Below are 13102 nucleotides of genomic sequence, written 5' to 3'. Positions count from 1 at the left end.
AGAACTCGTTGGGTGAGCCTGCTTGCGCAACGAGTTCCCTACCCCACCCAAACTGCCTACCTTTCCGGCACTTATGAAAAACCTGATGCTGGCGGCCGGCCTGCTGGCTCTAGCCGCCTTTACTTTGCCCGTGGCCAACGACCCCAATACGACGTCCGAAATACCCCAGGATAACAAGCTCGTTATCTACCAGTTGCTACCCCGCCTCTTTGGCAACAAGGTGGCCCTGAATAAGCCCTACGGCACTATTCTGGAGAATGGCAGCGGCAAGTTTAACGACATCAACGACCTGGCCCTGACCAAAATTAAGGAAATGGGCGTGTCGCACGTGTGGTACACCGGCGTGATTGAGCACGCCACCATGACCAGCTACCCCGCCGCGGGCCTGCCCGCCGACGATGCCGACGTGGTGAAGGGCCGCGCGGGCTCGCCCTACGCCATTCGCGACTACTACAGCGTGGACCCCGACCTGGCCGTGAACGTCAAAAACCGGCTGGCTGAGTACGAGGCCTTGGTGCAGCGCACCCACGCCCACGGCCTGAAGGTGCTCATGGATTTCATCCCCAACCACGTGGCGCGCTCGTACCGCTCCTCGGCCAAGCCGACGGGGGTAGTAGACCTGGGTGCGCAGGACGACAAGACCAAGGCCTTTGCGCCGAATAACAACTTCTATTACCTACCCGGCCAGCACTTTACGGTGCCCGCCGGCTACAACCCGCTGGGCCCGCTCACGGCCCCGCAGGAGGATAAGAAGTACACCGAGTTTCCGGCCAAGGCCACTGGCAACGACGTATTTTCGGCGGCGCCGAGCGTGGATGACTGGTTTGAAACTGTGAAGCTCAACTACGGCGTCGATTACCAAAACGGCCGCAAAACCTATTTCGAGCCCATTCCAGACACCTGGAAGAAGATGCGCGATATCTTGCTCTACTGGGCGCAGAAGGACGTGGACGGCTTCCGCTGCGACATGGCCGAGATGGTGCCCGTCGAGTTTTGGGCCTGGGTAATTCCAGAGGTGAAGAAGGTGAAACCGGGTATTATTTTCATCGGTGAGGCCTACAATCCCAAGGAATACAACACCTACCTCACCAAGGGCCACTTCGATTTTCTCTACGACAAAGTGGGTCTCTACGACGGCCTGCGCCGCCTCATGCGCCAGGAAGGCACCACCGACGACATCACCCACGTGTGGAAAGAGGAAAGCAATGGCTTCGGCTCGCACATGCTGCGCTTTCTGGAAAACCATGACGAGCAGCGCATTGCCTCTAAGGACTTTGCCACCGACCCGCGACGCGCCATTCCGGCCATGACGGTATCCGCCACCCTGGGCAGCGGGCCCATCATGCTCTACATGGGTCAGGAAGTGGGCGAGCAGGCGCTGGGCAGCGAAGGCTTTTCGGGCGAAGACGGCCGCACCACGCTCTTCGACTACTGGGGCGTGCCCGCGCACCAAAAATGGATGAACCAGGGCCGCTTCGACGGCGCCAAGCTGAGCCCCGAGCAGAAGCAGCTGCGCGATTTTTACGTGCGCCTGCTTGCGCTGGCCGGCAGCAGCGAGGCCATCCGCAAGGGCCAGTTTTACGAGCTGCAAGACGCTAATAACTTGGGCAAGGAGTACGACCAGCACAAGCTCTACGCATTTTTGCGCTACACCAAGGGCCAGCAGGTGCTGGTGGTGGTCAACTTCAGCGACGCCAAAACCTACCGCCCTACCCTCCTCATTCCGGCCGAGGTGATGCAGCGCATGGGCCTCAACCCGCAGCGCACCCACACCTACCGCGACCTGTTGAACGGCGGCGAGGCCAAGCCCAACCTCACCCTGAGCCTACCCCCCCTTAGTGCGCTGGTGCTCGAAATAAAGCCGCAGTAGCCTGAAGCAGCACGCGCCGATTGCGGCCGAAAAAAGCTCGTTTTAGGCGGGCTTTTTTCAAATAAAATCTTGCTAAAGTTATCGGTAAGCAAAGGCAAATCGCGGCTGCTGCTTAACTTTCAAACCTCCTTCACTCCCACCTCTTACGCTTCGCTGCTATGGCCGGTACTGCCATTATCGACAACCCCGCTATGCGGGCCAAGCCCCGCCTCAGCTTCTGGCAAATCTGGAACATGAGCTTCGGCTTTTTGGGCATCCAGTTTGGCTTTGCCCTCCAGAATGGCAACATGAGCCGCATCTTCGAAACGATGGGTGCCAAGGAAGACGAACTGGCCTTCTTGTGGCTGGCGGCGCCGGCTACGGGCCTGTTGGTGCAGCCCATTATCGGCTACCTCTCCGACCGCACCTGGAGCCCGCGCTGGGGCCGGCGGCGGCCGTTTTTCTTGGTGGGGGCCATTTGCGCTTCGCTGGCGCTGCTGGTAATGCCCCACGTGTCGGCGCTCTGGATGGCGGCTGGCATGCTCTGGGTGATGGATTCGAGCATTAACATCTCGATGGAGCCGTTTCGGGCGCTGGTTGGCGACTTGCTGCCCAGCAACCAGCGCACGGCGGGCTTCGGCGCCCAAACCTTTTTTATCGGTATTGGGGCCGTGGTGGGGTCGCTGCTACCCTACATCTACACCAAGTGGCTGCACTTTTCCAACGTAGCGCCGGCCCACGAAATTTCGCCTTCCCTGAAATACGCTTTCTACACGGGCGGCACTATTTATTTCCTGGCGGTGCTCTGGACGGTAGTTACGACCAAAGAATACCCGCCCTACGACTTGGCCGCATTTGAGGAAGAAAAGCGGCGCACCTCGGGTTTCTGGCACGGTGTGCGCGAAGCCTTTGCCGGTGTGGCCGACATGCCGCGCACCATGCGCCAATTGGCGATAGTGCAGTTCTTCAGTTGGTTGGCTTTGTTTTCGATGTGGATTTATGCTACGCCGGCCATCACCAGCCACATTTACCACACCAGCGACACCACCTCGGCGCTCTACAACGAAGGCGCCGACTGGGTTAATGTGTGCTTCTCGGTCTACAACGGCGTGTCGGCACTGGCGGCGCTGGCCCTACCCCTCGTGGCGCGGGCTACCAGCCGGCGCTTCACGCACATGCTGTGCCTGGCGCTGGGCGGCCTGGGGCTCATCTCTATCTACTTTATCGGCAATATTCCCATTGAGCAAACCACTACCTTTCAGTTCTTTGGGGCGCACACCTTCCGGGTAGCCGAGCTGGCGCTGCTGGTGCCCATGATTGGTATTGGGGTAGCGTGGTCATCCATCTTGTCGATTCCCTATGCCATGCTGGCCGGGGCGCTGCCCACCAACCGCATGGGCTACTACATGGGCGTGTTCAACTTCTTCATCGTGCTGCCCCAGATGGTGGCCGGCGTCACGCTGGGCTTCTTTACCAAGCACGTTTTCAACAATAACTCGGCCCTCACGCTGGTGCTCGGTGGCGTGTCGATGATAATGTCGGGCCTGCTCACGCTGCGCGTGCACGACGCCGACGACATCCGCTTGCCCAACAACATGTCGCCGGCCGAAAACCTGACCTACGAGGCCTCATTAGCTGATGCCAACCCCGATATGTAACGGACCCACCCCCTCGCAGCGCGGGAAAAGAGTTTATATAGCTAAATACCAAACGTCGTGCTGACGTTCGGAAAACTTTTTTATTCTATCCTGAAAGCGCCGGCTCCCCAGCCGGCGCTTTTTTTTTGGCCTTTATTCTTCGTGGCCGGGTATAGATTTCACTGGCGCGCTGGCGGCTTCTTTGCGCTCGCGGGCCAGCTCTAGCTGCTCGGCGGTAGAGGGTTGCTGCTCCATTTCGGTGAGGTCGGGCTGGCCAGCATCAACCCAGCAGGTGTACCAGAAAGCACCGATGAGGCTGGCTGCGTAGCGCATCTGGCGCTCGACCTGGCCATTGAGCCGCCGGTGGTAAGCTTGGCTGAACTCGCGCGAATACGTGCGAATAGTCTGGTTGCCGCGCTGCTCATAGCCGTATTTTCTATCTTCTGATAGCTCGGCCGACACCTGTTTTTCAAACGTGAAAACCGAGTCGAGCGCCGTGTGGGCGCGAGCCACGGCACCCCAAGCCGCCTCAGTGGGCTGCTCGAGGTAGCGCGCCTGGCCGGTTAGCAGGTCGTAGTCGGCAGCTAGCAGCTCGGGCAGGCGCGACTCCCAGAGCGCGTGGATGCCGCGCTGGTTGGTGAGTTGGCCGTTGTAGTTGCGGGTGGTGTGCAGCGGCACGCAAGCATCGGCCACGTAGTGCCCCATATCGGCGGCAAGGCGCAAAATCTTGTCCGTATCCTGGTCGCGGAAAGCTGCCGTGAGCTGGCTTTTCATGTTCACTATTTGCCAAGGCACAATGCCGTGGTGCAGCAGCGAATCCTCGCCGCCCATCTGGGCCACGGCGTCGGCGTAGCGGCGGGGCAGGCCGCGGCCGTGGCTGGTAAGGGCGCTATCGCCGTAGGCATCCACGTCCAGGAAGTGACGCGGCGCCTCGGTAGGCACCACTGTACGCCGCGAGTCGGGCCGCGTAGCATTGGTAGTAAGGTAGTCGATGTTGGCCTTGAAAAACGGCAACATCTCGGGCGGCAACGTGTACACCGCCAGCCGGTTGAGCAGCCGGTGCCCAAAAAAGCCCCATGCGTGGACCGGCGCGGGCAATACCAGCAGCAACCCGAATACCAGCAGCCAGAAGCAATGTTTTTTCACGCAAATAAGTCCTGCCGCTCGCTTACCCTCGCGCTGGCTTGTGGTAGTAAACAGTTGTTTTTGATGCGCGCTTTAGTTAGCCAACTAAGTATAAAGGTGTAAACATACTTGCTTTTTAGCAAATGCCTACCCCCTTACTTTTTGGCTTGCTGCCCTGGTTTAATTCCAGAATTTATAAAGCACAAAAAAGGCGGCTTGCCCTATCGGGCAAGCCGCCTTTTGGTAGCCGAGCAGGCGTTGGCCAAAAAGCGAGGGGTAGGTATTTGCCTACCGCCGCCCGCTGGCGCTGGCCGAAAATTTCATGCGGTAGTCGTGCTTCACGTCGCCCTTGCTGATGCGCGAGAGTTTGCCCTTGAGCAGCTGCTTTTTAAAAGCTGATAGCTTATCAGTGAATAAGATACCTTCTAGATGGTCGTACTCGTGCTGGATGATGCGGGCGGCCATACCGCTAAATGCTTCCTCGTGCACCTGGCGGTTCTCGTCTTCGTAGCGCAGCACAATATTGGGGCAGCGCTGCACCAATTCGCGGATGCCCGGGATGCTGAGGCAACCTTCTTCAAAGCCCCATTGCTCGCCGGTTTCGCTCAGCATTTGGGGGTTGATGAACGCGCGCTTAACGGGCAGTTCGGCCGGCGCCATGGCCGTGGAGGCGTCGAGGGGCTCGGTGGTAGGCTCGTCGTCCTCGTCGGGCTCCACCATCGGGCCCGAATCCATGACGAACAGGCGCACGCCGCGCCCAATTTGGGGGGCGGCTAGGCCCACGCCGTGGGCCGAATACATGGTTTCGAACATGTCTTCCACCAGCTTTTGCAATTCGGCGGCGGGGTAGTCGGCGGGCAGGTCTTTGGCGAGAGTCTTGAGAACGGGGTCGCCGATGGCAACAATCGGGAGAATCATTATCTGAGGGGGGATTCTAAAAATGACTGAAGAATAAGCGTGGCACTCACCTTATCGACGGTGGCTTTGTCTTGGCGGGCTTTGCGGCCCAGGCCGCCGGCCAGCATGGCCTGCTTGGCTAGCCGCGAAGTAAAGCGCTCGTCGATTTCATGGATGGCCAGCTCGGGCAGTTCGCGGCGTAGGCGACGCAGCAGGCCCACCACAGCGCTGGTCGAGTCGGTGGGCTCGTTGAGCAGCGTGCGGGGCATACCAACCACCAAAGCAGCCAGTTTTTCGCGCTGGTGGTACTCAAGCACAAATTTTACTAAGCCTTGGCTATGAATAGTATCCAGGGGCGAAGCGATGAGCTGCAAAGGGTCTGTCACGGCCAGGCCCACCCGCTTGTGGCCATAGTCAATGGCAAGAATGCGGCCGGTAGGAGGAATGGACATGAACAAGAAAGCGAGAGCCGCAAAGATACGACTCGTAGGCAGGGGCTTAACCAAAGCCAGCTACTTAAGCCAACGTGGCGCGGCCGAGCGACCTAGAGAACAAAAACCTCCCTACCCCCACCCAAACCGCGCACTAAAGCTCAACGGTAGGTAACACTTATTATTGAACTTTACCAGCAAAATGTATATCCTTCCTTCGAAAATGGCCAAGCAGACGTAATCACCTTGCTGCTCCCATTTAAAATGCAATAAATTTGGGCATTAACTGTGCCTTCTCTTCTTTGATTTAAATTTTAATCTTCCTGCGGATTTCCGTATGCCCGCTCCGCTTTTGCCACCTGCTAGCGCTCCTTTATCTGTTCCGGCTGGCACTGCTAGCTTGCCAGGCGCTGTGCGCCACCGGCGCTGGCGGGCCGTGCTGCTACCCACACTGGCGCTGGGGATTGGCATTATTTTAGGAACCAACCCCTTTCGGCCCCACACCGAAAACCCCGATGCTACGGCGCGGGGCTACCTGCGCTACAAGGAAATTCTGAGCTACGTGGACCGCAACTACGTCGATTCGGTAGATGCTGATGGCCTTACCGACTACGCCGTAGGGCAGCTATTGGGCAAGCTTGACCCGCATTCAGTTTACATCCCGGCCCGCGACCGCGAGCAGACCGACGCGTTTTTGCAAAGCTCGTTTGACGGGGTAGGGTTTGATTTCAACTTGTTTCGCGATACCGCCACGGTGGTTACGACCCTGCCCAGCGGACCAGCCCAAACGGCTGGCATCCAGCCCGGCGACAAGCTCCTGCGCATTGGCGAGGTAGTGGTGGCGGGCAGCCACCTGCGCACGGCGCAGCTCACGCAGCTGCTGCGCGGGGCGCGGGGTAGCAGCGTGAACTTGCTGGTGGCGCGGCCGCGCCAGCCCGAGCCACTGAGCTTCCGGTTTGTGCGCGGGCGCCTGCCCAATGCGTCCGTCGAGCCAGGCATGATGCTGGAAGACGGGCAAACGGGCTACATCAAAGTGTCGCGCTTCGCCACGAATACTTACGAAGAGTTTAAGGCCGAACTGGCCAATTTGCAGCACCAGGGCTTGCAGCGACTGGTGCTCGACCTGCGCGGCAACCCCGGTGGCTACCTCGACCGCGCCACCCGCCTGGCCGACGAGTTTATTGCGGGCTCGCGCAAGCTGGTGTACACGGCGGGCAAAGACGAGCAGTACGCCACGCAGACCTACGCCCACGTGGCCGGCGAGTGGGAACAGCACCCGCTGGTAGTATTGGTGGATGAGAACAGCGCCTCGGCCGCCGAAGTACTGGCCGGCGCCCTGCAAGACCACGACCGCGCGCTGCTGGTGGGCCGCCGCACGTTCGGCAAAGGCTTGGTGCAGCAGCCCATTGCGCTGCAAGAGGGCGGCGAGCTGCGCCTCACGGTGGCGCGCTACTACACGCCCAGCGGCCGCTGCATTCAGAAGCCCTACGGCCCCGATAAGGCCACCTACAACCGCGAACTAGCCGAACGCCAGCTTACCGGGGCCGATAGTACGCTGGGCACAACGGGCGAGCGCTTCCACACCGACCACGGCCGGGCGGTGTACGGCGGCGGCGGCATTTCGCCCGATGTATTTGTAGCCCGCGATACGCTGCTACAATCGGCCTACTTTACCAAACTGCGCACTATAGGCGCGCTACGTGCCTACGCGCTGGCCTTTTATGAGCAGCACAAAACCGAACTAACCGGCCTCCGTTTCGCGCAGTACCAAGCCGTGTTCCGCGTCACCGACACCGAACTGGACGCCCTCACCCGGCTGGCGGCGCGGGCGGGCCTACCCCCCAACCCCAGCGCCATGCGCCGCTGCGCGCCGCTGGTGCGCAATAGCCTCAAAGCGCACATCGCCCGCAGCGCCTACGGTCCCGAAGCCGCCCGCGCCGTGCTCATGGCCGAAGACGCGGAGTTGCAGCAAGCGCTGCACGTGGTGCAAGACAGTACTGCGCAGCTAGCCCTGTTGGGTGGGCGCTAGGCCAAGCCACTAGTATCAGGCTTGCTAAGGTCGGCCGGGTCGGGGCGGTGCTCCAGCAAGTCGGCGGGCTGGCAGTCCAGCGCTTGGCAAATAGCAGCCAATGTGCTGAAACGCACTGCTTTGGCTTTGCCGCTTTTAAGGATAGACAAGTTGGCCAAAGTAATGCCAATAGTTTCGGCTAGCGTGCTCAGCGACATCTTACGCCGGGCCAGCATCACATCGAGGTTCACGATAATGGGCATCAGATAACGAGTTCGGCTTCCTGGCTTAGCGCAACGCCCTGCTGGTACACGGCCGCAATGATGAGCAGGATAAAACCCACTTCAAAGCCCGGCACCAGCTCGTCGGTGTTGAGGCGGACGTAGTGGCTAAGGGGCTGGGCCAACTCGGCCACGTGGTAAGCGGGCACCAGCGCCCACACCAAAATGTAGGCCACGTAGTGCCACAGGTTTAGCCCAAATAAAAGGAGCGCCAGCCGAAGGAGCCGCCGGCCATTGGCCGCCGTGAAGGGCCGGCCCGAAGCCACCTCGCGCAGCAGCCCCAGCAGCAGCCAGCTGCTACCCGCCAAAAATACTAGCCCTGCCACCGACAGGCTATCGTCGAGGGCGCCTAGGGCCAGCAGCCCAGCACGCTTGCCAGCACTGGGCTCGCGGTAGCGCAGCAGCGGCGCGTGGGGGTCGGCGGCTAGCTCGAAGCCCGCAGTGGGGGGTAGGGCCGGTAGGGGGCCGCGCTGCGTGCGCGCCCTACCCTGTTGGCCATCCTCAAACCCTGCCTGCGTATCGTGCCAAACGCGAAATAAATTGGGCCGGAAGGTATCCAGCCGCAGCCGCACCTCCGCCTCTTGAGCGTTAGCTACGTCATAGGTTCGCCCGGCTAACTCCAGCGTCAGCACGCCCGCCGAAAGTAGGGCTAGCCACATGAGCGCTTGGGCAATGCGCAGCGTATATAAGAGGAAAGGGCGGGCCATGGGGTGCAGCGTTTGGGTTTAGTACGCCACAAAGAAAGAAGTTTTATTATTGATAAACAATAAATATGTATCGAAAAACAGAAAATATTTAGTAGCGCCCGCTGAAAGTATTTACCGATTGCGGCCATACTGCTCGTGGCTGCTTACCCAGTCGCTGCTCGAAATGGCGGCGCCTAAGCTAAGCTCGCCGGCTAGCACCACGCCCGCCACTATTTCGGCAAACTTGTATATCGTGCCTCGGCCTACGCAGCCGAGCATGCGCAGGCATTCGTTTTGGGTAGCCAGGCCGGTGCCGCCGCCGTGCGTAGCCACGATGAGCGACGGAATAGTGATGTTGATATACAAGTCGCCCTCCTTGGTTACCTCCGAGTAGAGCACGCCCGCCGATGATTCGCTTACGTTGGCCACATCTTGGCCGGTAGCAATGAAAAGCGCCGTAATGCCATTGGCCGAGTGCGCCCCGTTGTTGTTAGCCCCTGACAGAAAAGCACCTACGTTGCTCACCTGCCCGTGATAGGCGAGCTGCTCGGGCGTCACGCGCATGCGTTGTTGTAGCACGTCACGCTTCACCACGGCTTCGGCCACCACGCGTTTGCCGCGGGTGCGCATCACGTTTATTTGCGAGGCTTTTTTATCAGTCGCGAAGTTTGACTCTAAATAAAAGTGCCTAATGGGCGCGCCCTTGTAGTGCTCCAGTATCCAGGAGCAAGCGGCGAAAGTGGCCCTACCCACCATATTTTGGCCCGCTGCATCGCCCGTCGAAAAGTTGAAACGCAGGTAAGCAAACTTGTTACTCAGGTAGGTATCAATATACTGTAGCTTGGCTACTCGCGACGTGCTTTCGGCCTCGGGCCTGATTTGCTCCAGGCTGTCGGCCACCCAGCGGCCAAAGTCGCGCGCCCCACGGGCATCGTCAAACACAAAAACCGGCGCTCGCTGCATAGCGTCGCCAATCACCGTGCATTTGACGCCCCCGCATAGGTTAAGCACCTGAATACCGCGGTTGTAGCTCGCTACCAGCGTACCCTCGGTGGTAGCCAGCGGAATAAGAAAATCGCCCTGCGCGTGCTCGCCATTCACAGTAAGCGGGCCGGCCAGGCCCACCGGCACCTGCGCTACCCCCACAAAACTTTCGCAGTTGCCTTGCAGCTGGTGCGCATCAAACGAATACTGCTTTAAATGCTTAAACTCCTGCTGCGTAAACTGCTCGGCAAACTGCTGGCGCGCCTGGATGGCCGCATCGGCGTAGTCGTCGTCCTCCGAGCGCGGGATGCGCACCCGGCTATCTTGGCTCACAATGGCATCTTCCACTTCCACGTGTAGCTCCCCAAACGCATCAGTACTGAAGCGCACACCCAGCTGGTGCATCCCTTCGGGCAGCGAGGCTGTATCGAGCACGAAGCTTACTACTTGACCCACTGCCAGTTCCAGCGCCTGGCCAGCGGCACCCAAGCTGGTAGCCAAACGCCGCTCGCCCCCTCCCAAATCGAGCTGAATATGCTCGGGCGGCACCACTACCCCCCCTATTGCCACGTGCCCTACGCCAGTGAGGTGCACCGTATCGAGGCGGTTTTTGATGCTGAATGCTACGCCCTGTCCATCGGGCAGGTTGTGCAGGCTACCCCGGTTATAGAGCAGCTTCAAAAGCATAGGGCTAGGAGTGAAAACCATGAGGACGGTGGGTGGAAGAGCGAAAAGAACAGTGAATTACTTTCTAGCGGTGTAGCAATGCAAGTTTATGGAATGCTGCCACGTAAACTCGCAGGTTTGTGGCTGCTTTACCTAAATAATCTCGCAAAAGATGACTTAAACCAGCCTAAACAAGTGTGCTGGCTCAAACCTGCCCGCCCCTAACTTGGTTATAGGCCACATGCGCATTCGAAAATAGGTTAATTCATCTCTACCCACTCTTTGGCGCTGTATCTTTGCCCTTTCAACTAAATTTAGGGCGGCCGGAAGCTAGTTCCGCCAGATTTCCCCTCTATGGCATCTTTATCCGATTATCCCCGCTTCACTCTCGGTGACGAACTAACGGCCGAACAGCGGGCGTTTTTTGCGAAGTATGGCTTTCTGCATTTTCGGCCTTTTGCCTCCCCCGAGCAGGTGCAGGCCTACCTTAAGGCCACCCAGGATGTACAACATAACTGGCTGACTAACAAAGTAGAGAAGGTAAACGGCGTTCCCATCAAGTATGGCAAGGATGTCGATGGCAGCCCCATCGTGCAGCGCTTTGCATTTGCCTCACAGCATAGTCCGGTTTTGCACGAGCTTTTACAGGACCCACGCTTCAAAGCCTTGTTTCCGCTGCTGGAGACGGGCGACGGCCGGGTAGGCGAAAACGAGCGCGATGGCTTGGTAGTGAACCACTACGTGAACGTTGAAGGGTCAGAATTTAGCCAAATGGGCTGGCACACCGACTCGCTGCGCGATGTTTTTTATGGCAAACGCATTCGGCCCATGCTCAATGTAGGCCTGCACCTCGACGGTACCAAAGCCACCAACGGCGGCCTGCGCGTGATACCCGGTACCCACCGCCAGGGCCTCGGCAAAATGCTTTTTCGTAAGAAGTATTACAAGGACGTGTACTACGACCCCAATGAGGTGGCCGTTGAGACCGAACCCGGCGACCTCACCGTGCACGACGGCCGCATGTGGCACCGCGTGGCGCAGTCGCCACTTATTGGTGCCGAGTCGCGCCGCCGCGTGATGTACGTACCCATTATTGGGGGTAAGTACCAGCCTAAAAGCAACGAAAGCCCTACCCCCTTCTATTTGCGGTTTTTGCATTTAGTCAAGTAGTTAGCGCGCATTTAAAGCAGTCGCCATTGCGAGCAAAGCGAAGCAATCGCACTAGAACGATTATACCCATGCCAGTTTAGCGGGGTCGTTCTAGTGCGATTGCTTCGCTTTGCTCGCAATGGCGACTGCCTTACCGTTACCTACTCAGCCCATTTTTTAATACGTACTTATGCCTACTGCTCTCATCACGGGCGCGTCGCGCGGTATTGGCCGGGCACTGGCGCTGGGCCTTGCTCAACGCGGCTATGACCTTTTACTCGTAGCCCGGTCGGCCGACCAGTTGCAGGCAGTGGCCCAGGAAGTGCAGGTGCAGCACCAACGCACTGCGCACCTACTGGCTCTCGACCTTACCCAGCCCGACGCGGCGGCTGAAGTAGCCACTTGGGCGGCCCGCCAGGCACCCGCCGGCCTCACCGTGCTCGTCAACAATGCGGGCTATGGCCTGTGGGGGCGCTTCGAGCAGTTAAATTTAGAGGAGCAGCTCAACATGCTGCAACTCAACCTCAACCTGCCGGTACAGCTCACTTACGCGCTCTTGCCCCAGTTGCGCCAGGCCAGCCAGGGCTATATCCTGAACGTGGCTAGCACCGCCGCCTACCAAGCCGTGCCCTCGCTCACGGTGTATGCCGCCAGCAAGGCGTTTCTGCTGAGCTTTAGCCGTGGGCTGCGCTATGAATTGAAGCCGAGCAATATATCGGTTACCTGCCTGAGCCCCGGCGCTACTACCACCAACTTTGGCGACCGCGCCGGCATGGGCGCCGAGCTGCAAAAAGTAGCCAATAAAGTGTCGATGACGCCCGAGGCCGTAGCCAACGCTGGCTTGCAAGCCCTGTTTGCTGGCAAAGCCGAATTTATCCCAGGCTTGCTCAACAAGGTTTCAGCGGGCCTCACCAGCGTAGTTCCCAAAAAGCTAGTGGAGAAAATTGCGGCAGGCATTTACGAAAAATACTTATAGACCTGTTTTTCGCAGCTTCGTATACATAGCCCCGTTTAAGCAGCCTTGCCAGCTTAAACGGGGTTTTCTGTGCTTTTCTAGCTAAACCCGCGAGTTGTGCTCAAAAAAGACAAAATTTTATACGAAAATTATACTGCTGCAAATCAGCAACTTGTGAAATATTTTACAAGTAAGTGCGTACTTACCCGCAAATGGTGAGCTAACACTTACCTCAATTTCAAATTATGTCGTAATATTGTCACGTTATCAGCTAGCGAGTCCCACCCGGTTAGCTAATGACCCACTCCACTCTGATTGCCCGGCCGTCGTCCCACCCCGGCTGGTAATACCTCCTCACTCTAATTGCCCGGCCGTCGTCCCACCCCGGCTGGTAGTATCCCACCCATTCTTAGTACCCAGCCGTTGTCCCACCC

Annotated in this window: 11 protein-coding genes; 5 read left to right on the top strand and 6 right to left on the bottom strand. The window is 58.7% G+C overall.

Going from position 1 to position 13102, the window contains the following annotated elements:
* Positions 1 to 73: 73 nt before the first annotated feature.
* Both GO988_RS09795 and GO988_RS09790 read left to right on the top strand, forming a co-directional pair.
* Positions 74 to 1870, top strand: coding sequence for an alpha-amylase family glycosyl hydrolase (locus GO988_RS09795; protein ID WP_157564703.1), 1797 nt, complete (start codon positions 74 to 76; stop codon positions 1868 to 1870).
* Positions 1871 to 2028: 158 nt separating this feature from the next.
* Positions 2029 to 3507, top strand: coding sequence for an MFS transporter (locus GO988_RS09790; protein WP_198172612.1), 1479 nt, complete (start codon positions 2029 to 2031; stop codon positions 3505 to 3507).
* Between the two features lie 132 nt (positions 3508 to 3639).
* On the opposite strand, the gene GO988_RS09785 is transcribed toward GO988_RS09790, so the two are convergent.
* The 3 genes from GO988_RS09785 to ruvX all read right to left on the bottom strand — a co-directional run bounded on the left by GO988_RS09785 (position 3640) and on the right by ruvX (position 5960).
* Entirely contained in the window at positions 3640 to 4632 is a 993-nt protein-coding gene (locus GO988_RS09785; protein ID WP_317164830.1) for a zinc dependent phospholipase C family protein, read from the bottom strand.
* A 267-nt stretch (positions 4633 to 4899) separates the two neighbouring features.
* Positions 4900 to 5529: a peptide deformylase gene (locus tag GO988_RS09780; protein WP_157564701.1), complete on the bottom strand. Its 630-nt coding sequence runs from the start codon at positions 5527 to 5529 to the stop codon at positions 4900 to 4902.
* On the bottom strand, positions 5529 to 5960 hold the full coding sequence (ruvX, locus tag GO988_RS09775) for a Holliday junction resolvase RuvX (RefSeq protein ID WP_157564699.1): 432 nt from the start codon (positions 5958 to 5960) through the stop codon (positions 5529 to 5531). Before ruvX ends, GO988_RS09780 begins: the two co-directional genes overlap by 1 nt.
* A gap of 316 nt (positions 5961 to 6276) precedes the next feature.
* Between ruvX and GO988_RS09770 the strand changes: the two genes are divergently transcribed.
* Positions 6277 to 7968: a S41 family peptidase gene (locus GO988_RS09770; RefSeq protein ID WP_157564697.1), complete on the top strand. Its 1692-nt coding sequence runs from the start codon at positions 6277 to 6279 to the stop codon at positions 7966 to 7968.
* On the opposite strand, the gene GO988_RS09765 is transcribed toward GO988_RS09770, so the two are convergent.
* From GO988_RS09765 to GO988_RS09755, 3 genes are all read right to left on the bottom strand, one after another.
* A complete protein-coding gene (locus GO988_RS09765) occupies positions 7965 to 8210 on the bottom strand; it encodes a helix-turn-helix domain-containing protein (RefSeq protein ID WP_157564695.1) in 246 nt (81 codons plus the stop codon). The genes GO988_RS09770 and GO988_RS09765 overlap by 4 nt on opposite strands.
* Positions 8210 to 8935: a DUF2975 domain-containing protein gene (locus GO988_RS09760; protein WP_157564693.1), complete on the bottom strand. Its 726-nt coding sequence runs from the start codon at positions 8933 to 8935 to the stop codon at positions 8210 to 8212. The genes GO988_RS09765 and GO988_RS09760 overlap by 1 nt, the downstream gene beginning before the upstream one ends.
* A 111-nt stretch (positions 8936 to 9046) precedes the next feature.
* Positions 9047 to 10585, bottom strand: a complete 1539-nt coding sequence (locus GO988_RS09755; RefSeq protein ID WP_232341453.1) for a hydroxymethylglutaryl-CoA reductase — start codon at positions 10583 to 10585, stop codon at positions 9047 to 9049.
* Between the two features lie 333 nt (positions 10586 to 10918).
* On the opposite strand from GO988_RS09755, the gene GO988_RS09750 reads away from it, so the two are divergent.
* Both GO988_RS09750 and GO988_RS09745 read left to right on the top strand, forming a co-directional pair.
* Positions 10919 to 11734 carry a phytanoyl-CoA dioxygenase family protein gene (locus tag GO988_RS09750; RefSeq protein ID WP_157564689.1) on the top strand — a complete coding sequence of 272 codons (816 nt, stop codon included), beginning with the start codon at positions 10919 to 10921 and terminating at the stop codon, positions 11732 to 11734.
* A gap of 169 nt (positions 11735 to 11903) precedes the next feature.
* Positions 11904 to 12689: an SDR family NAD(P)-dependent oxidoreductase gene (locus tag GO988_RS09745; RefSeq protein WP_157564687.1), complete on the top strand. Its 786-nt coding sequence runs from the start codon at positions 11904 to 11906 to the stop codon at positions 12687 to 12689.
* Positions 12690 to 13102 lie beyond the last annotated feature (413 nt).

This window comes from Hymenobacter ginkgonis (genome assembly GCF_009755225.1).
Classification (GTDB): Bacteria; Bacteroidota; Bacteroidia; order Cytophagales; family Hymenobacteraceae; genus Hymenobacter; species Hymenobacter ginkgonis.
The sequence above is the reverse complement of the archived record's forward strand: the minus strand, read 5'-3'. Positions and strand labels throughout refer to the sequence as shown.